This window comes from Rhodanobacter sp. UC4452_H20 (assembly GCF_052978205.1).
Genome location: NZ_CM129662.1, coordinates 2,455,690 through 2,473,439, shown reverse-complemented (window position 1 = coordinate 2,473,439; position 17,750 = coordinate 2,455,690). Strand labels below are relative to the sequence as shown.

At 68.8% G+C, this 17,750-nt stretch carries 16 protein-coding genes and 1 tRNA gene; 8 read left to right on the top strand and 9 right to left on the bottom strand.

Going from position 1 to position 17,750, the window contains the following annotated elements; all coding sequences use genetic code 11:
* Nucleotides 1–33: 33 nt before the first annotated feature.
* From ACVCMC_RS11685 to ACVCMC_RS11675, 3 genes are all read right to left on the bottom strand, one after another.
* Nucleotides 34–1,470 (bottom strand): M20/M25/M40 family metallo-hydrolase, encoded by a 1,437-nt coding sequence (locus tag ACVCMC_RS11685; RefSeq protein ID WP_447097409.1) that lies wholly within the window; start codon nucleotides 1,468–1,470, stop codon nucleotides 34–36.
* 106 nt (nucleotides 1,471–1,576) lie between these two features.
* Nucleotides 1,577–1,990: a large-conductance mechanosensitive channel protein MscL gene (gene mscL / locus ACVCMC_RS11680; RefSeq protein WP_395116015.1), complete on the bottom strand. Its 414-nt coding sequence runs from the start codon at nucleotides 1,988–1,990 to the stop codon at nucleotides 1,577–1,579.
* Between the two features lie 82 nt (nucleotides 1,991–2,072).
* Nucleotides 2,073–2,759: a fumarylacetoacetate hydrolase family protein gene (locus tag ACVCMC_RS11675; protein WP_447097408.1), complete on the bottom strand. Its 687-nt coding sequence runs from the start codon at nucleotides 2,757–2,759 to the stop codon at nucleotides 2,073–2,075.
* Between the two features lie 238 nt (nucleotides 2,760–2,997).
* Here ACVCMC_RS11675 and ACVCMC_RS11670 point away from each other — a divergent pair, with 238 nt between their 5' ends.
* From ACVCMC_RS11670 to ACVCMC_RS11655, 4 genes are read left to right on the top strand one after another with little or no spacing between them, the layout of a single operon-like run.
* Nucleotides 2,998–4,239, top strand: coding sequence for an efflux RND transporter periplasmic adaptor subunit (locus tag ACVCMC_RS11670; protein WP_447097407.1), 1,242 nt, complete (start codon nucleotides 2,998–3,000; stop codon nucleotides 4,237–4,239).
* Between the two features lie 43 nt (nucleotides 4,240–4,282).
* A complete protein-coding gene (locus tag ACVCMC_RS11665; protein WP_447097406.1) occupies nucleotides 4,283–4,969 on the top strand; it encodes an ABC transporter ATP-binding protein in 687 nt (228 codons plus the stop codon).
* A 10-nt stretch (nucleotides 4,970–4,979) separates the two neighbouring features.
* Entirely contained in the window at nucleotides 4,980–6,146 is a 1,167-nt protein-coding gene (locus tag ACVCMC_RS11660; RefSeq protein ID WP_395116023.1) for an ABC transporter permease, read from the top strand.
* 11 nt (nucleotides 6,147–6,157) lie between these two features.
* Nucleotides 6,158–7,432: an ABC transporter permease gene (locus ACVCMC_RS11655; protein ID WP_395116025.1), complete on the top strand. Its 1,275-nt coding sequence runs from the start codon at nucleotides 6,158–6,160 to the stop codon at nucleotides 7,430–7,432.
* 41 nt (nucleotides 7,433–7,473) lie between these two features.
* On the opposite strand, the gene ACVCMC_RS11650 is transcribed toward ACVCMC_RS11655, so the two are convergent.
* The 3 genes from ACVCMC_RS11650 to ACVCMC_RS11640 all read right to left on the bottom strand — a co-directional run bounded on the left by ACVCMC_RS11650 (nucleotide 7,474) and on the right by ACVCMC_RS11640 (nucleotide 10,317).
* Nucleotides 7,474–8,862, bottom strand: a complete 1,389-nt coding sequence (locus ACVCMC_RS11650; RefSeq protein ID WP_447099493.1) for a short-chain fatty acid transporter — start codon at nucleotides 8,860–8,862, stop codon at nucleotides 7,474–7,476.
* A gap of 189 nt (nucleotides 8,863–9,051) precedes the next feature.
* Nucleotides 9,052–9,975 (bottom strand): drug/metabolite exporter YedA, encoded by a 924-nt coding sequence (gene yedA / locus ACVCMC_RS11645; RefSeq protein ID WP_447097405.1) that lies wholly within the window; start codon nucleotides 9,973–9,975, stop codon nucleotides 9,052–9,054.
* A gap of 63 nt (nucleotides 9,976–10,038) precedes the next feature.
* Nucleotides 10,039–10,317: a hypothetical protein gene (locus ACVCMC_RS11640; protein ID WP_447097404.1), complete on the bottom strand. Its 279-nt coding sequence runs from the start codon at nucleotides 10,315–10,317 to the stop codon at nucleotides 10,039–10,041.
* Nucleotides 10,318–10,394: 77 nt separating this feature from the next.
* Between ACVCMC_RS11640 and ACVCMC_RS11635 the strand changes: the two genes are divergently transcribed.
* Nucleotides 10,395–10,766, top strand: a complete 372-nt coding sequence (locus tag ACVCMC_RS11635) for a Rieske (2Fe-2S) protein (RefSeq protein ID WP_395116031.1) — start codon at nucleotides 10,395–10,397, stop codon at nucleotides 10,764–10,766.
* Between the two features lie 28 nt (nucleotides 10,767–10,794).
* On the opposite strand, the gene ACVCMC_RS11630 is transcribed toward ACVCMC_RS11635, so the two are convergent.
* From ACVCMC_RS11630 to ACVCMC_RS11620, 3 genes are all read right to left on the bottom strand, one after another.
* Nucleotides 10,795–12,636 (bottom strand): SLC13 family permease, encoded by a 1,842-nt coding sequence (locus ACVCMC_RS11630; protein ID WP_395116033.1) that lies wholly within the window; start codon nucleotides 12,634–12,636, stop codon nucleotides 10,795–10,797.
* A 392-nt stretch (nucleotides 12,637–13,028) separates the two neighbouring features.
* Complete coding sequence (gene trmB / locus ACVCMC_RS11625) at nucleotides 13,029–13,733, bottom strand: tRNA (guanosine(46)-N7)-methyltransferase TrmB (protein ID WP_447097403.1); 705 nt, start codon at nucleotides 13,731–13,733, stop codon at nucleotides 13,029–13,031.
* 147 nt (nucleotides 13,734–13,880) lie between these two features.
* Complete coding sequence (locus ACVCMC_RS11620) at nucleotides 13,881–16,013, bottom strand: DUF6600 domain-containing protein (RefSeq protein WP_447097402.1); 2,133 nt, start codon at nucleotides 16,011–16,013, stop codon at nucleotides 13,881–13,883.
* A gap of 265 nt (nucleotides 16,014–16,278) precedes the next feature.
* Between ACVCMC_RS11620 and ACVCMC_RS11615 the strand changes: the two genes are divergently transcribed.
* The 3 genes from ACVCMC_RS11615 (at nucleotide 16,279) to rimK (ending at nucleotide 17,749) form a co-directional block, all read left to right on the top strand.
* A tRNA-Gly gene (locus ACVCMC_RS11615) sits at nucleotides 16,279–16,352 on the top strand.
* 36 nt (nucleotides 16,353–16,388) lie between these two features.
* Nucleotides 16,389–16,865 (top strand): ATP-dependent zinc protease family protein, encoded by a 477-nt coding sequence (locus ACVCMC_RS11610; protein ID WP_395116057.1) that lies wholly within the window; start codon nucleotides 16,389–16,391, stop codon nucleotides 16,863–16,865.
* Nucleotides 16,862–17,749: a 30S ribosomal protein S6--L-glutamate ligase gene (gene rimK, locus ACVCMC_RS11605; protein ID WP_447097401.1), complete on the top strand. Its 888-nt coding sequence runs from the start codon at nucleotides 16,862–16,864 to the stop codon at nucleotides 17,747–17,749. Before ACVCMC_RS11610 ends, rimK begins: the two co-directional genes overlap by 4 nt.
* The last annotated feature ends 1 nt before the right edge of the window (nucleotide 17,750 follow it).

Here is a 17,750-nt window from a genome sequence, read left to right as displayed (position 1 = left end):
TCTCCCCCGCCGTTGCGGCGGGGCAACCAGGCATCATTCGCCGGTGCCGTCCTCGGCGAACGCACCCGGCGCCGAACCGAAGTCGCCATCGGCCTGTGCCGCCATGTACACCCACGCCGCGTAGACCGCCACGTTCTGCGCCAGGTCGGCCGGGTCGATCTTGTCCAGCGTGTCGTTGGCGGTGTGGTGCCAGTCGAAGTAATGCGTGCCGTCCTGGGTCAGGCTCAGCGCGGCCATGCCGCGGGCGTGCATCTGCGACAGGTCCGAGCCGCCGCCGCCGGGGCGGCTGGCGTCGTAGGCCACGCCCAGCGGCGCCAGCACGCTGGCGATCTGTGCGATCGCGCCGCGCGCCTCGGGTTTCACGCTGGCGCTCATGCGCCAGATCCGGCCAGCGCCGAAATCCGAATCGGTACCGAGCTGGAACTTCGCCACCTCGCCGGCATGCTTCTGCGCATAGGCGCGCGAGCCCCACAGGCCCATTTCCTCGTTGGCGAAGGCGATCACGCGGATGGTGCGGTCGGGGCGCTGCGGCAGGTCGCGGATCAGCTTGGCCGCGGCCATGGTGATCGCGATGCCGGCGCCGTCGTCGATCGCGCCGGTGCCCGGGTCCCACGAATCGAGATGGCCGCCGATGGCCACTACCTGGTCCGGATGCTTGCGACCGGTGATCTCGCCGATCACGTTGGCGCCGGTGTATTCGCCGACGATGCCGCAATCCAGATCCATCCGCACCGTCACCGGCTTGCCGTAGGCGAGCACGCGATCGAGCTGGTCGGCATCGGGGTTGGACAGCGCGGCGGCGGGAATTGCCCGGGCTTTCGGGTCGCGGAAGCCGGTGACGCCGGTGTGTGCGATGCGCTGGTGCTCATCCGTACCGGCCGAGCGCAGCAGGTAGCCGGCGGCGCCCTTGGCCGCGGCGATCACCGCGCCAGTGGTGCGCACGGCCGAGCCCATGCCGTAGTCGTGGCCGTCCTTCTGGCGATGCATGCGGTAGTCGACGTAGACGATGCGGTCCTTCACGCTGGCCGGGTCGGCCGCCTTGAGCGCATCGAGGCTGGTGAACTTCACCACCTGCGCGGTGAGTCCGCCCGCAGGCGTGGCAGGCGAATAGCCCAGTGCGGTGAGCACCAGCGGCTGCGGAAACGGGGCCACGATGGCACCGCTCTCGCTGCGGCGCTGCCACAGCGGAAACGTCACCGGCTCGCTGTAGACCTTGTCGAAACCAAGCGCCTTGAACTTCGCCAGCGCCCACTGGCGCGCGCGCAAGTCGGCTCCGCTGCCGGCCAGGCGCGGCCCCACCTCGGTGGTGAGCGAGGTCACCACGGCCATGGCGGTGCCGTCGTGCAGCGCCTGGTCGCGCAACTGTTCGGCCGTCTTTACGGCCGTGGCGGGAATCGTGGTGGCGGCGCTGGCGATGCCGCCGGCCAGCAGCAGGCCGGCAGCGAGCAAAGTGAGGGGGAGACGGCGCATCGGGGCACTCCGCGGAGGAAACCCCGATTATGGCGTGGCGGCCGGGTCGTGCTTAGGCCAGAAGTCATGGGCGGCGGCAGCGACCAGGGCCGCTACCGCCGGCGGGTCACGGCTGTCTGTTCTTCAGCAGGTCGCGAATCTCGGTGAGCAGGGCGACGTCGGCCGGCGGCGCGGCGGGCGCCTCCTCCTGCTTCCTCTGCATGCGGTTCATCGCCTTGATCACCATGAAGATCGCGAACGCGATGATGATGAAGGTGATGATGGTGTTGATGAAGCTGCCGTAGCTGATCGCCACCTCGGCAATCTTGTGTGCCGGATCGCTGTCGTCGGCCGGCTTGATCACCCACTTCAGTTTGGAGAAGTCGATGCCGCCGGTGATCCAGCCGATCGGCGGCATGATCACGTCGCTGACCAGCGAGCTGACGATCTTGCCGAACGCACCGCCGATGACGATACCGACGGCCATGTCCATCACGTTGCCGCGCATCGCGAACGCCTTGAATTCCTGCAGCATGCTCATGCGTTTCTCCCCGGGTTTTGCCAGATGGCAGGGGGGACTTTAGCGCAGCGTGAGGGCGCAGGACAGGCAGCGAAACGCGGTTTCAGACGATCTGTCCGGCCAGTTCGGCCACGCCGACCAGCTCGGCGTGAAAGCGGTCGCCGCGCTGGAGCGCCGCCACCCCGGCGGGCGTGCCGGTGAATACCAGGTCGCCGGGTTTCAGTTCGAACAACCGCGACAGCGCGGCGAGGATGTGCGGCACGTCGTGGATCATCTCGCCCAGGCGCGCCTGCTGGCGCAGCGCGTCGTTGACGTGCAGGCGCAGCACGGTGTCCGCGTCCACGTACGCCCGCGCCGCCGGGCACAGCGCGGAGACCGGCGCGGAATGGTCGAAGCCCTTGGCCACGTCCCACGGATGGCCCTTCGCCTTGGCCTGCGCCTGCAGGTCGCGGCGGGTCAGGTCCAGGCCCACGCCGTAGCCCCACACCAGCGCGGCCGCGGCCGCCGGTTCAAGCCCGCGCCCGCCTGCGCCCAGCGCCACCACCATCTCCACCTCGTGGTGCAGGTCGGCGGTCATGGTGGGGTAGGGTACGTCGCCGCCATCGGCCACCACCGCGTCGGCCGGCTTGCAGAAGAACATCGGCGCGGCCTTGTCCACCGTGGCACCCATTTCGCGCGCATGCTCGGCGTAGTTGCGGCCGATGCAGAACACCCGGCGGACCGGAAAGCGCTGGTCGCTGCCGATGACCGGCAGGCTGGGGATGGTGGGTGCGGCAAGGATGTAGTTCATGTCGGCAAGCGTAGCAAAGCCGGGCGGCGCAATGGCGGGGGAACCGCAGCAGGGCCGCTGCGACAGTGCTGCAGGGTGTCGATTCCACCCGACCTCGTTCGTCAATGCTTGATGGCGCCGGTCTCGGCACGGTGGCAGGTGACAGCTGTCACCAACGATGATTGATGCTGTGCCATGGCAGGGCGCAGCCACGTCGTCCATGCTGGAAGTCGTCACTGGGCAGCCGTAAAAAACGGGGATGGATGTGGATAACGATGAACTGTTGAAAGAACTGCGCATCGAACGCCACCAGCGCGAGGACCATGGTGATGGTCGTGGCCGCTGGCCATGGATCGCCGGAGGGCTGATTGCGGTGCTGGTGCTGCTCGGTGGCGCGGGCTGGATGCTGCTCGGGCATCGTGCGGTGGCCGTGCAGACGGCCACTGCGGTCGCGCCCACGGCCAACAGCGAAGCCGGCGCGGTGCTGCAGGCCACCGGCTACGTCACCGCGCGGCGGCAGGCCACGGTGTCGGCGCAGATCACCGGCACGCTGACCGCCGTATTGATCGAGGAAGGCGATCACGTGACGCAAGGCCAGGTGCTGGCCCGGCTGGACGACAGCGGGTACAAGGCCAACCTGGCGGCCGCGCGGGCGCAGGCGGACGCGGCCCATGCACTGGTCGCGCAGAACCGGGCGCAGCTGGCGCAGAGCGTGCACGATGCGGCGCGGCTGCAGTCGCTGGCCGCCCGCGGCCTGGTGTCGAAACAGAGTGCCGAACAGGCACAGACCCAGGTCGACAGCCTGCGTGCCCAGCTGGATTCGCAGCGGCAGCAGGCCAGGTCCGCCGACGCGCAGGCCCATGTGGCGAAGGTGAACTTCGACTACACCGTGGTACGCGCGCCGTTCAGCGGCGTGGTCACCACCAAGGACGCGCAGGTGGGCGAAATCATCTCGCCGCTTTCCGCCGGCGGCGGCTTCACCCGCACCGGCGTGGGCACCATCGTCGACATGGGTTCGCTGGAGGTCGACGTCGACGTCAACGAGGCGTACATCGGCCGCGTGAAGCCGGGCATGTCGGCCGAAGCGGTGCTGGATGCGTATCCGGACTGGCGCATTCCTGCCCACGTGGTCGCCATCGTGCCCACCGCGGATCGTGGCAAGGCCACCATCAAGGTGCGCGTGGCGCTGGAAAGGAAGGATGCGCGCGTGGTGCCGGACATGGGCGCGCGGGTGTCATTCCTGGAAGAAAAACAAGGCGCCAGCGCGCCGCTGCCGCAGGGCGTGCTGGTGCCGGCCACTGCAGTCGTGCGGCGCGATGGCCGCAGCGTGGTGTTCGTGGTCGACGGCGAGGCGGTGCGCCAGCGCACGGTGAGCCCGGCGGCGCAGGCCTATGGCGAGTTCCGCCTGTTGCCGGCCGCGGTGAAGCCGGGCGACAGCGTGGTGGTTTCGCCGCCGGCCGAACTGCACGATGGCTCGGCCGTCCAGACGAAGAAGCCGTAATTCGATTCACAACTCCTGCAAGCATGTTCACTGGAGATCCACCATGGGCGCATTGATCGAGATCCACGACCTTGCCAAGACCTACACGCGCGGCAAGCAGAAAGTCGAAGTGCTGCACCACGTCAACCTGGACATCGCCGAAGGCGATTTCCTGGCGCTGATGGGGCCATCGGGCTCCGGCAAGACCACCTTGCTCAACCTGATCGGCGGGCTCGACACGCCCAGCGCCGGCAGCATCCGCGTGGGCGGCCAGCGCATCGACCAGCTCGGCGGCGGCGCGCTGGCGAAATGGCGCGCCTCGAACGTGGGCTTCATCTTCCAGTTCTACAACCTGATGCCGATGCTCTCGGCCCAGCGCAACGTCGAGTTGCCGCTGCTGCTGACGAAGCTTTCGGCCGCACAGCGCAAGAAGAACGCGGCCATCGCGCTGCAACTGGTCGGCCTCTCCGATCGCGCCAGCCACAAGCCGAGCGAACTGTCCGGTGGCCAGCAGCAGCGCGTGGCGATCGCACGCGCGATCGTTTCCGACCCGGCCCTGCTGGTCTGCGACGAGCCGACCGGCGATCTCGACCGCCAGTCCGCCGAGGACGTGCTCGGCCTGCTTCAGCAACTCAACCGTGACCACGGCAAGACCATCGTGATGGTCACGCACGATCCGAAGGCCGCCGAATACGCCAGCCACACGCTGCATCTGGACAAGGGCACCCTGGTCGAACAGGCCGCGGCGTGAGGAGACGGCGATGAAATACTTTCATCTGATCTGGGCTGCGCTGTTCCGGCGCAAGACCCGCACGATACTCACGCTGGTGTCGATCATTGCCGCGTTCCTGCTGTTCGGCATGCTCGATGCGGTGCGCACGGGTTTCGACCAGGCCGGCAACAGCGCCAACGGCGCCGAGCGGCTGCAGACCGGCTCGCGGCTGTCCTTCATCCAGACCCTGCCGCAGTCGCTGGAGGCGCGGATCGCCCAGGTGCCGGGCGTGAAGATGGTCACCTATGCGAACTGGTTCGGCGGCGCATACCAGGACCCGCACAACCAGGTCTTCAGCTTCGCGGTGGAACCTAACTACCTCGACCTCTATCCGGAGATGGAAGTGAGTCCGGCCGAGCGCAAGGCGTTCGAAACCACCCGCACCGGCGCGCTGGTCGGGGAAAAACTGGCCCAGCGGTTCCACTGGAAGGTGGGCGACAAGATCCCGATGCAGTCGACCATCTTTCCCAACCATGAAGGCAGCAAGAACTGGACCTTCGACATCGTCGGCATCCTGCATTCGAAGGACAAGAAGTCCGGCGGCTTCTACGACCAGATGTTCCTGCTGAACTGGAAGTATTTCGACGAGACCACGCCATACAACCGCGGCCAGGTTGGCTGGTACGTCACGCGCGTCACCGATGTGAACCAGGCCGATCGCGTGGCCAAGGCGATCGATGCCATCTCGGCCAACTCCGATCACGAGACGCGCACGCAGACCGAAGCCGCCGCCACCGCATCGTGGATGAAGCAGCTGGCCGATATCGGCCTGATCGTCACCTCGATCATGGGCGCGGTGTTCTTCACCCTGCTGCTGCTGTCGGGAAACACCATGATGCAGGCCGTGCGCGAACGGACGTCCGAACTGGCGGTGCTGAAGACGATCGGCTTCTCCAGCCGCAGCGTGCTGGCGATGGTGCTGGCCGAATCGGTGCTGCTGTTGCTGCTCGGCGGCGTGCTGGGTCTGGCGCTGGCGATGCTGGTGGTCGGTGGCGTGCATGCGGCGATGGGCGGCGCGATTCCGATGGCGCCGGTGGATGCCGGCATCTGGCTGCGCGGCTTGTTGTTGATGATCGCCGCCGGCCTGCTGGTCGGTGCCTTGCCCGCGATGCGCGCGATGCGCCTGAACATCGTCGATGCATTGGCTGGCCGCTGAGGAGAACGACCATGTTCCTGCATTCCCTGATGTTGTTTTTCTCCGCACTCACCGTGTTTTCGGTCGTGTTGCTCGCCGTGTGGATGCTGTTCGCCCGCCAGGGCAGGCAGGCCATCTCGGTCACCGCGGTCGGCATCGGCACGCTGCGCCAGCGGCTTGGCATGTCGTCGGTGATCGTGATCGGCATCGCCGGCGTGGTGGCGGTGCTGGTGGCATTGCTGGCAATGAGCGATGGCTATCGCGAGACGCTGAGCAAGACCGGCAGCACGGATACGGCCATCGTGATGCGCGGCGCATCCGCCTCCGAGGTGATGTCGGTGCTCGACCATGACAGCGTGACGCTGATCCCGCAGACCGCCGGCATCGCCAAGGACGCCAAGGGCCAGCCGATCGCCTCGCCCGAGCTGGTGGTGGCCGCGAACCTGCCGATCAAGGGTGGCCAGCCGGACGAAGAGGGCAGCGTGCAACTGCGCGGCGTCAGCGACCAGGCCTGGGCGGTGCGGCCGAACCTGAAGATCGTCGAGGGCCGCAAGTTCACCCCAGGCATGCGCGAGCTCATCGTCGGCAAGGGCGCCGCGCGGCAATTCGCCGGGCTGGAGCCAGGCCATCAGGTCCGTCTCGGCAGCCAGCTGTGGACCGTGGTCGGCGTGTTTGCTTCCGGCGACTCGATGGATTCGGAAGTGTGGGGCGATGCCGGCGTCGTGGCCGATACCTACCGCCGTGGCAGCAGCCGCGCATCGGTCACCGTGAAGCTGGCCGATCCTGGCGCATTCGATGCCTTCAAGGCCACGCTGGAAGCGAATCCGCAATTGAAGGTGGACGTCAGCACCACGCTCGACTATTTCAGCAAGCAGTCCGAAGGCATGAGCAGCTTCCTGACCATCATCGGCATCGTGGTCGGCTCGATCATGGCGATCGGCGCGATCTTCGGTGCGCTCAACTGCATGTTCGCCGCGGTCGCGGCACGGGCGCGCGAGATCGCCACGCTGCGGGCGATCGGCTTCCGCGGGCTGCCGGTGGTGGTGGCGGTGATGCTCGAAACCATGTTGCTTGCGCTGCTCGGCGGCCTGATCGGCGGCTTGCTGGCGTGGCTGGTGTTCAACGGCTACAGCGCGTCCACACTCGCGGCCGGTTCGGTCGGCAAGCTCAGTTTCGAGCTCAAGGTCTCCGCCGAACTGCTGTGGGTGGGGCTGTTGTGGGCGCTTACCATCGGCTTCATCGGCGGACTGTTCCCCGCGGTCCGCGCGGCGCGATTGCCGGTGACGACGGCGTTGCGCGAGCTATAGCGTCGACGGCGGGAGCGCATGGCGCGCTCCCGCCCTGCCGGCTACGGCATCACCGGCGGCACGTAGTCCAGCGTCATGCCCAGCAGCCACAGCATGCCCAGCACCAGCGGCACGTGCACCACCAGTTGCACGAAGGTGTAGCCGACCACGTCGCGCGCTTTCAGCCCCAGCACGCCGAGCAGCGGCAGCATCCAGAACGGGTTGATCAGGTTGGGCAGCGCCTCGGCCGCGTTGTATACCTGCACCGCCCAGCCCAGGTGCACGTGCAGGTCGTTCGCCGCCTGCATCACGTACGGCGCCTCGACCAGCCACTTGCCGCCACCGGAGGGCACGAAGAAGCCGAGGATCGCCGAGTACGCGCCCATCACCGCGGGGAAGCTTTCCTGCCCGGCAATGTGCACGAACAGGTTCGACAACCGGTGCGCCAGGGTGGAGCCGTCGGCGCCGGGCACGTGGGTGAGCAGGGCGGCGATGCCGCCGTACAGCGGGAACTGGATCAGCACGCCGGCGGTGCTCGGCACGGCGCGATGCACCGCGTCGAGGAAGCTGCGCGGGCGCCAGTGCAGCAGGAGCCCTGCGGTCAGGAACAGGAAGTTGTAGGTATTGAGGTTGGCGATCGCGGTCACCGCCGGCTTGGTCGCGAACTCGTGGCCCAGCCAGCCCAGCCCCAGCAGGCCGATCGCCAGCGCCAGCAGCGGGCTGTATTCCAGCCATTCGCCCGGGCGCGTGCGCGGCGGCAACGCGGGCGTCGAGCTTTCGCCGATGTCGAAATCCTTCGAGGTGCGCGCGTTCGCATCCGACGGCGCGGTGAACCAGCACACCAGCAGCGACACCACGATCAGCACCGCGGTCAGCACGATCGACTGCCACAGGAAGATGGTCTGGCTGAAGGGCAGCACGCCGGTGATCGCGAGCAGGCCCGGCGGCATGCTGGCCGGGTTCGCCTGCAACTGCGCCGCCGACGAGGACAACCCCATCGCCCAGATCGCGCCCAGGCCGAGATACGCCGCCGCACCCGCCGCGCGGTAATCCATGTGCAGCTCGTCGCGCCGCGCCAGCGCGCGCACCAGCAGCCCGCCGAACACCAGCGAGAAACCCCAGGAAAGCAGCGACGCGAGCATGCTCACAAACGCGACGTACACGATCGCGCCGCGTCCGGTGCGCGGCGCGCGCGCCAGCACGTCGATGAAGCGCGCCACCACCGGCGCAGTGGCCAGCACGTAGCCGCCGATCACCACGAAGGCCATCTGCATGGTGAACGGGATCAGGCTCCAGAAGCCGTCGCCGAAGGCGTTGACCGTCGCCGTCGGCGTGGCCCCGAACGCGAATGTCGCCAGCGCCACCAGCACCACGCCCAGCGCGGCGAACACCCACGCATCGGGGAACCAGCGCTCCGCCCACGCCGCGCTGCGCAGGGCAGCGCGCGCCATCCAGCCGTCTTGCGATGCGTTCATGCCGTTCTCCGCCGTGGTCGGGTCATCGTCGCGCCGCGGCAGCCGTGCCGGCAAGCCGACCATGGTCGAGCGCACCATCAGGGGTAGGAGCCCGCTCGCGGGCGATGCTCTTGGGGCAGGGATTCGGGATTCGCCAGAGCAGGAGCATCGCCTGCGAGCGGGCTCCTACGGTTTCGCCACGCGCCGTGTCCTGGCGAGCGTGATCACCGCCACGCCGGCCAGGATGATCGCCATGCCGGCCAGGTCGAACGGCCCCACGTGTTCGCCGGCCAGCAGCACGCCGAACAGCACGGCCACCGGCGGGTTGACGTAGGCGTAGCTGGTGGCCAGCGCCGGGCGCGCGTGCTTGAGCACGTACAGGTAGGCGCTGAACGCGATGATCGAACCGAACACCGCCAGGTAGACCAGTGCCAGCGTGGCGCGGGTGCTCGGGTGTGCGGGCAGGTGCTCGCCACTGGCGAAGCCCACGACGAGCAGGGCGAGGCTGGCGCACAGCATCTGCGCGGCGGTGTTCATCGGGCCGGGCGGCATCATCTGGCGTCGGCTCCACACCGAGCCGAACGCCCATGCCGCCGCGGCCAGCAGCAGGGCGGCCGCGCCCAGCGACGAGCCGGCCAGGCTGCTGCCCAGGTTGAGCACGATCACGCCGGCGAAGCCGATCGCCAGGCCGATCGACTCGCGCCGGTGCGGCCACTCGCCGTACATGCCGGAAAACAGCGCCGCGAACAGCGGCATGCTGGCCACCGCCACCGCGGCGATGCCCGAGCTCACCCGTTCTTCGGCGAAGCACACCAGTCCGTTGCCCATGCCGAGCAGCAGCAGGCCGGTGATTGCCGCGTTGCGCCACTGCAGCGGTGTCGGCGGCGCCATCCCGCGCCAGCGCAGGAAGCCGTACAGCGCGATGCCGGCGCCGAGGAAGCGCACGCCGGCGAGCAGGAACGGCGGGTAGCTTTCCAGCGCGAAACGGATGCCCAGATAGGTCGAACCCCAGATCACGTACAGCGCGAACAACCCCAGCGGGATCAGGACGCGGGGATCGGTCAGGCGGCGCGGCGCGTCGGCCGCGAGGGAGGCGGGGATCTCGGACATGGGGAAGTATCGGGTGGGGGAGCCGCATTATCCCCGTGCCGCGGGTAAGCGCGCACGTGCGCCTCAATGCGTGACGGGACGCCCCTGGCGGATCACCCGGAACTCGCCTTCCAGCACCGCCGGCTGGGGCTTCGCCGGGCCCTGGGTCGGCACGCCGGCGGGTGCCTGCGCCTGCTTCCACTGGCGAATCGCCAGCACGATCACGCCGCCGATCAACAGCACGCCGGCCACCACCAGGCCGAACACCAGCAGCACGCCGATCACGGCCAGACCCAGCAGCAGCGACAGGAAGCGCGCCAGCGGATGGCGTGGGCGACGCATGGAATGCAGGTAGAGGCGCATGTGTTAAAAACTCGTGTGGTAAAATCAACGACTTACGCTACCACGATGGGGCCTCGCGAACCGCGAGGCAAGTGCCGATGGATACAGTGAACGAGACCGGATCGTCGCAGGCGCATGCCGTATGCGCACTGGAGCAGGTACCCGATGGCGGCGCCACCGCGGTGGACGCGATGCTGGCCGATGGCGAGGAGAGCCTGATCCTGCTGCGCCGGGGCGAGCAGGTCAACGGCTATCTCAACATCTGCCCGCATGCCGGCAACCGGCTCGACTACGCGCCGGGCAAGTTCCTGCTGAAGAACGCCAGCCTGATCTGCGCGGTGCACGGCGCCGTCTTCAACCAGGCCGACGGCCTGTGCACCGGCGGTCCCTGCCGCGGCCAGTCACTGCGCGCCGTGCCGCTGCGGGTGGTCGACGGCTTCATCTGCCTCGATCCCGCCGCGCTGCCCTGAAGTTCGCCGACTCCCGAATCCCGGCTGCTCAGCGGAACATCAGGTTCACCATCAGCAGCGTCGCCACCAGCATCAGAACCGTCAGCGGCGCGCCGACGCGCAGGAAATCCTTGCCCTTGTAGCCACCGGGGCCGGTGACCATCATCAGCGCGGGGTGGCCGGCGCTGATCAGGAAGGTGTTGGAGGAGGACACCGCCACGATCAGCGCATAGGCCGCCGGATTGGCGCCGGTGGCCACCGCCACGCTGATCGCCACCGGCACCATCATCACGGTGGCGCCCACGTTGGACATCACCTGGGCAAAGAGCAGGGTGAGCAACGCCACGCACAGTTGCAGCACCCACGGCGCGACGCCGCCAAGATGCGTCAACACCAGCTGCGCAAGCCAGGCGGCGGTGCCGGTGGCGTCCATCGACCAGCCCAGCGGGATCAGGCAGGCGACCACGAAGATCGTCTTCCAGTTGATCGCCTTGTACGCCTCGTCCATGTTCAGCACGCCGGTCAGCAGCATCGCGATCGCACCGGCCATCATCGACAGCGACAGGTCGAGCGGAGTGAACAGCGCCAACCCCTGCGCCATCAGGAAGAAACCCACCGCCTGCCAGATCTTGCCGGGGCGCTGCTCCTCCTTGGGGATGTCGGTGACCACGACCAGGTCCTTGTCCTCGGCGGCCAGCGCCAGGTCGCGCCAGTTGCTGTGCAGCACCACCGTGTCGCCGGCGCGCAGGCTGACCCCGCGCACGTCGTCGCGGAACACCTGGTCGCCGCGGGTAATCGCCAGCACCGAGATGCCGAAGCGCTTGCGCAGGCGCAGGTCGGCCACGGTCTGCTTGATGAAGCGCGACACCGGCGGAATCACCACTTCGGAAATGCCCGCGCGGGTGGGGTTGAACAATTCGCCCAACTGACGCATGCGGGTGGACAGCCGGCACAGCTGGTTGTTGGCGAACCGGTTCAACTGCTCGCGCGGGCCGAGCACGCCGAGTACCGAGCCGACCCAGATCACGTGATCGGCCGGCGGCGCCATGCGTGACTCGTTGCCGCTCTTGATCGCCAGGATCAATGGCGCCTGGTGCAGCGCTTCGGCTTCGCCGATGCTCATGCCCACCAGCGGGCTTTCCGCGGTGACGGTGAGCTCGGCGGTCTCGCCGCCGATGCCGTAGGTCTCGGCGAAGTAGCTTTCGGTGCGCCCGGGGGTCACCTTCAGGCGTTCGTCCTCGTGCCCGGGCAACAGCTTGTGTCCGAAGAAATAGAAATAGGCCACGCCCACCGCGGCCAGCACCAGGCCTATCGGCGTGACACTGAACAGGCCGAACTTGGGGATCGTGTGCGCGCCCGGCGGCAGGTTGAGGTTGGCGCTGGCGATCAGGTCGTTGAGGATGATCAGCGGCGAGTTCGCGATCAGCGTGGTGTTGGTGGCGGTGAAGATGCAGAACGCCATCGGCAGCAGCAGCCGCGAGATGGGTACGCCGGTGCGCGCGGCGAGTCGGCTGCTGATCGGGATCATCAGGGCCGCCAGCGCCTGGCTGGGGATCACCGCGCTGAACAGGCTGGCCACCACGTTGATGACCAGGCTCAGGCGCGATTCCACGCCGTTGGCCATGCGCATCATGACGCGCGCGGTATAGGTGAGCACGCCGGCGCGATCCAGGCCTTCGCCCATGATCATGATGGCGATGATCGAGATCACCGCGTTGCCGGCGAAGCCGTCGAACACCTTGTCCGCGGGAATCAGCCCGATCAGGCCGATGGCCACCACCACCAGCAGCGCCACCATGTCGGCGCGGATCCAGTCCAGCACCAGCATCAGCATGGTGAAGCCCGCCAGGCCCAGCACCAGGATCATTTCCGGGGTGAGCGACAGGCCCATCAGCGCAGGTCTCGCGGGGGCGACGCGCGCAAGTGGTCAGGCGATGGCAGTGGAAGCTTCACGCTGCGACGATTCGTCCCTGGATGGATCGCTTGAGTATAAGCGGGCCCGCGCGCGAGCTGGTGAATCGGAGGGCAAGAGCGGCACAGGGAGAATGCGGCGCGGCGGCATGGGCGTACCGATTCTGGCTCCTCCCCCTGCTGGCAGAGGGAGGCTGGGAGTACCGACGCCGGGTGCCGCCTTGGGTACTTCCTGCGCCGCCGCCACCTGGCCGGCCACGAGTTCCGCTGACAATAAATATCCGCTGGCCGGCCACAGCGCGGATCTCGTCTGCATCCCGACGCGCCTGTTGCACTTCCTCCCTCGCGAAACAGGGGAGGGTTGGGGTGGGGTCAAGCCTTTCGGTACAGCAGATCCCGCACCCCGTGCCCCAGCTTCAAGCCACGCCGTTCGAAGTGTGTCTCGATGCGCCACTCGGGTTTGTCGGCGTATGCGCCGGGGGCGATGGCGTTGCGCCAGCCGGGCGCGGCTTCCATCACCTCCAGCATGTGCTCGGCATAGGGCTGCCAGTCGGTGGCCAAGTGCAGCAGGCCATCGGAGGCCATGCGCGAGGCGAGCAGGGCGACGAATCCGGGTTGGATCAGGCGGCGCTTGTGATGGCGCTTCTTGTGCCAGGGGTCGGGGAACCAGATGCGCGCCTCGGCCAGCGTCGCGGGGGCGATTTCGTGCTCCAGCACCTCGACCGCGTCGTGCTTGTAGATGCGCACGTTGTCGGCGTCGCGCGCGGCCAGTGCGTTCATCAGGCGGCCGACGCCGGGCCCGTGCACTTCCACGCCGAGATAGTCGCGCGCCGGGTCGTGCTCGCTGGCCCAGGCCAGCGCCTCGCCGTTGCCGAAGCCGATTTCCAGCACGCGTGGCGCATGGCGGCCGAAGCTGGCGTCCAGGTCCCGCGGGGTGCCGGCGTAGTCCAGGCCATAGCGCGACCACAAGGTGTCGAAGGCGCGCTGCTGCGCCGGGGTCATGCGCCCCTCGCGCAGCACGAAGCTGCGGATGCGGCGCAGGTGCGCCGGCAGGTTGTCGGTGTCGCCAGCGGTCATGCGAGGGTCCAGGGGCCAGCAGGTGGCCGGCGCCACGAGGTCGCCGGCAGGAGCGGGCGAAGGCGCGCGCCCGCCGCGGGCGGCAGACTTTAGCAGGTCGGCGCGGGCGGGCTTTCCATCGCCCGTCGTGGCCGTCATCGGGTCAGCTCAGCGCTGGTGATCCTTGCGGGGGTCGGCTTGCCGCAAGCGTTGCGCGTCGGCGCGCGCCGGCGGCGGCGCCTCGCGCCGCGGCGGCGGCGTATAGCGCGGTGTCGGCGCGGGCGGCGGCGCCTGTCGCTGCATCGGCTGCGGCCGTGGTTGCTCGCGCGTGAACGTGGGGCGGGCGATCTCGCGCGGTTGCTCGCGATTGAAGGTCGGGCGGGCGACTTCGCGCGGTTGCTCGCGTTCGAAGTTGGGGCGGCTCATCTGCGCACGCTCGATGCGCGACTCGGGACGCGCGCGCGGCGGGTTGTCCACCGACTCCGGCATGCGGGCGCGGCGTTCCGGCATGGCCTGCCCGTCGGCATCGGCGCGGCGGATCGGCGCCACCCGCGGCAGCGAGGGTTCGCTGCGCGCGGCCGGGCTGATGTAGCTGACCCCGGGTCGCGGCATCGCCGCCGATTCATCGCGCCGACGCTCCTGCGGGTGGGCGTAGCGTGCCGAGCGCAGTTCCTCGCGCGGCATCGGCGTGGCGCGGTTCACGCGCTCGGGTACCGGCAGCGTGGCGGCGTCGTCAGCGCGGCGCGCCGGCAGCCGGGGCCGATCGGCGACCGCCGTCGCGGACATCTCGGCGCGGCGGGGATTCAGCACGCGCACATTCGATACCGGTCGCGGCTGCACTCGCCCGTCGCCTGGCCGGTGGGCGAGCTCGGCGGCCACCATGGGCGGCGCGCGGCGGGCGACCACCTCGCGCTGGAAGCCGCCGGTGGGCAGCTGGCGCACGTGCCCGCTGCGCTGGTCGATCGCGTTGCGCGGCAGCGGACGGATCATGTCGACGCCACGCGGTGCCACCCGGGTCGACGCCAGCCGGGCCGGATCGAGCTTGACCTGGTGGCGCTGCACGCCGGCACCGGCGGCAAACTCGCGTGCCGACATCGCGGTAATGCCTCGCGGCGCGTAGCGGTTGGCGTAGTGCTCGTCGAATGGCCGGTTGTTGCGGTAGCGGTCGTAATGGCTGGCGACGCGATCGTCGACGATCACGCGGGTGATGTGCCGGGTCACGCGGATGTTGTTGACGTTGACCCGGCGGTAGTAGTCGCGATCGCAGCGGTACCACGGGTTGTAGACCTCGCCCGGACCGAGCGGGAACCAGCCGACCGGACCACTGCCGATGCCCACCGAGAAACCGCCGCCGCCGATGAAGGCGACCAGTGCCGGTGCGTAGATCGGCCGCGCGTAACGCGGCCCGGGGATCCAGCCCCAGCCGCGATGGGTGTGCGCCCAGCGGCCGTAGTGGTACGGCGCGTAGCCCCAGGGCATGGCGTCGATCCAGGTCCAGCCCCACGGCGCGATGTAGGCCCAGTGGCCGTCACGGTAAGGCGCCCAGCCCACGGCGACGTTGCTCGGATACCACACGGCGCCGTAGTCGCTGTCGTCCTGCCATTCGCCGTACTGGTCCAGGTCCTGGTAGCCGACCACCTCGGGCGAGACGTACTGGCCGCTGCGCGACTGCGCATAGCGCTGGTCGCGCTGGTCCACCCAGGCGTCGAAATCGTCGCCGCCGTCGATGTCGCTGATCGCGATGGCGGCCAGGTCGGAGTCGACGAAGCGGTAGCTGCGCCCGGCGAACACGTCGCGCTGCGTGTTGTTCTCGCCGTACACGGTGGCCTTGCCGTCGAACACGGTGACGCGGGTGGCGCCGCGGTCGATATCCACGCGTACGCGGCCGGGCTGGTCGATCACCAGCGCCACCGTCGGCGTGTCGATCTCGTAGCTCTGGCCCTGCTCGAGCTGGCGCACACTGAGGCTCAGCGTGCCTTGGGTCAGTTCGATCTGCGCCAGTTGCTCGTCCAGGTCGAGCAGGCCCATGTCGGTGCGCTGGTCGAGCCGCAGCGTGGCGCCGCCCAGTTCCAGCTCAGCGCGCGCGTCGTCGCCGCTGGAGAGCTTGTCGCCGGTGGTCAGCGGGCGGTTGACGCTGGCGTCGCTCCAGTCGCGGGCACCGGCCGGCAGCAGGCCGAGGTCGCCGCTGGACCATGACAGCCGCGCCACCCGGCTCGGCGGCGCGTAGCCGTCGTCGCCAGCGGCCGTCTGCGCATGGGCGGCGCCGATGCCGGCGAGCAGCAGGCCGAGCGCGAGCAACACGGCATGTCGCGAAGGTGAAGCGAACAGTCTGGCCAAGATCCGCATGACGGTCTCCCCTGTGAACGGTGGGCGCCGGTGCCCGATGCGGGGGCGCATCGGCGGTCGCGTGTGGATTATGTGCATGGACAACGTTAGGCCAACCTTAGGCGCAGACGCGGCGACCGCCGCCGGTTCAGCCGCCGGCCATTCGCGGTTAAGCCGCCATTGGGCCGCGCCGGCAGTTCCAAAGCACGCGGCGCACGGGTTACCATGCGCCGACCCACCGGCGGGTGTAGCTCAATGGTAGAGCTGTAGCTTCCCAAGCTACTGACGAGGGTTCGATTCCCTTCACCCGCTCCACTCCCCGATCCCGCGATTTGCGAACTGTCTCGAACCATGGCGGATCCGATCGCTGCACGGCTGGTGATCCTGGGTTGGCGCGAGCGACTCGCCCTGCCGGCGTTGGGTATCGCGCGGCTCAAGGCCAAGCTCGATACCGGGGCGCGCAGCAGCTCGTTGCATGTCGACACGCTGGAACCGTTCCGGCGCGACGGCGAGGTGTGGCTGCGCTTCTCGCTGCATCCCGGACGACGCACACCGGTGGTGCACGCCGAGGCCCGCGCCGTGGACCGGCGCATGGTCACCGACACCGGCGGGCGCCGCTCCGAGCGCTGGTTCATCCGCAGTGAGGTGGAGCTGGCGGGGATGCGCTTCATTGTTGACATCAACCTCACCGATCGCCGCCATATGCTGTTTCCGTTGCTGCTCGGGCGCACCGCGCTGGCCGGGCGTTTCGTCGTCGACCCCTCGCTTTCCTATACCCAACCCTCGCCGTGGCCGACACCCGCCACGGACGTCGCGAGCCCCGCATGAAGATCGCCATCCTGTCGCGCAACACCCGGCTGTATTCGACCAAGCGCCTGGTCGAGGCGGCCCGCGAGCGCGGCCACGTGGTGCGCGTGCTCGATCCGCTGCGCTGCTACGTGCGCATCGCGCCCGGCGCGGTGGCGATCCGCTACAACGGCAAGCCGCTGCGCGACATTGACGCGGTGATTCCGCGCATCGGCACCTCCACCACGTTCTACGGCACCGCGGTGCTGCGCCAGCTGGAGATGATGGGCGTGTACACGCCCAACCCGTCCGATGCGGTGCTGCGCGCGCGCGACAAGCTGCGCTGCCTGCAGATCCTCGCCGCGCAGGGTATCGACATGCCGGTCACCGTGTTCGGCGACAACCCGGACGACACCGCCGACGTGCTGGCCCTGCTCGGCGAGCCGCCGCACGTGATCAAGCTCAACGAAGGCAGCCAGGGCACCGGCGTGGTGCTGGCGGAGAAGCGCAGCGGCTCGCAGAGCGTGATCGAGGCGTTCCGTGGCCTGTACGCGAATTTCCTGGTGCAGGAGTTCATCGCCGAGGCGAACGGGAGCGACATCCGCTGCTTCGTGGTCGGCAGGAAAGTGGTTGCAGCGATGCAGCGCGAGGCCAGCCCGGGCGATTTCCGCGCCAACCTGCACCGCGGCGGCAGCGCGGTGGCGGCGAACCTGAGCGCGGAGGAGAAGCGCCTCGCGGTCAAGGCCGCCGCCGCGCTGGGCCTGGGCATCGCCGGCGTCGACCTGCTGCGCTCCCGGCGCGGCCCGCTGCTGCTGGAGGTCAACGCCTCGCCCGGACTCGAAGGCATCGAGGCTGCCTCCGGTGTCGACGTGGCCGGTGCGATCGTGGGTCATCTCGAACGGCACGTGGCCCGGCGCGGGAGTTAAC

What these genes read in the sequence shown, in the direction of transcription:
- ACVCMC_RS11685 (WP_447097409.1), bottom strand. Translation starts at nt 1,470, where the DNA reads ATGCGCCGTCTCCCCCTCACTTTGCTCGCTGCCGGCCTGCTGCTGGCC.
- rimK (WP_447097401.1), top strand. Translation starts at nt 16,862, where the DNA reads ATGAAGATCGCCATCCTGTCGCGCAACACCCGGCTGTATTCGACCAAG.
- ACVCMC_RS11635 (WP_395116031.1), top strand. Translation starts at nt 10,395, where the DNA reads ATGGATACAGTGAACGAGACCGGATCGTCGCAGGCGCATGCCGTATGC.
- ACVCMC_RS11640 (WP_447097404.1), bottom strand. Translation starts at nt 10,317, where the DNA reads ATGCGCCTCTACCTGCATTCCATGCGTCGCCCACGCCATCCGCTGGCG.
- ACVCMC_RS11665 (WP_447097406.1), top strand. Translation starts at nt 4,283, where the DNA reads ATGGGCGCATTGATCGAGATCCACGACCTTGCCAAGACCTACACGCGC.
- ACVCMC_RS11610 (WP_395116057.1), top strand. Translation starts at nt 16,389, where the DNA reads ATGGCGGATCCGATCGCTGCACGGCTGGTGATCCTGGGTTGGCGCGAG.
- ACVCMC_RS11630 (WP_395116033.1), bottom strand. Translation starts at nt 12,636, where the DNA reads ATGGGCCTGTCGCTCACCCCGGAAATGATCCTGGTGCTGGGCCTGGCG.
- ACVCMC_RS11655 (WP_395116025.1), top strand. Translation starts at nt 6,158, where the DNA reads ATGTTCCTGCATTCCCTGATGTTGTTTTTCTCCGCACTCACCGTGTTT.
- mscL (WP_395116015.1), bottom strand. Translation starts at nt 1,990, where the DNA reads ATGAGCATGCTGCAGGAATTCAAGGCGTTCGCGATGCGCGGCAACGTG.
- yedA (WP_447097405.1), bottom strand. Translation starts at nt 9,975, where the DNA reads ATGTCCGAGATCCCCGCCTCCCTCGCGGCCGACGCGCCGCGCCGCCTG.
- ACVCMC_RS11670 (WP_447097407.1), top strand. Translation starts at nt 2,998, where the DNA reads ATGGATGTGGATAACGATGAACTGTTGAAAGAACTGCGCATCGAACGC.
- ACVCMC_RS11675 (WP_447097408.1), bottom strand. Translation starts at nt 2,759, where the DNA reads ATGAACTACATCCTTGCCGCACCCACCATCCCCAGCCTGCCGGTCATC.
- ACVCMC_RS11660 (WP_395116023.1), top strand. Translation starts at nt 4,980, where the DNA reads ATGAAATACTTTCATCTGATCTGGGCTGCGCTGTTCCGGCGCAAGACC.
- trmB (WP_447097403.1), bottom strand. Translation starts at nt 13,733, where the DNA reads ATGACCGCTGGCGACACCGACAACCTGCCGGCGCACCTGCGCCGCATC.
- ACVCMC_RS11650 (WP_447099493.1), bottom strand. Translation starts at nt 8,862, where the DNA reads ATGGCGCGCGCTGCCCTGCGCAGCGCGGCGTGGGCGGAGCGCTGGTTC.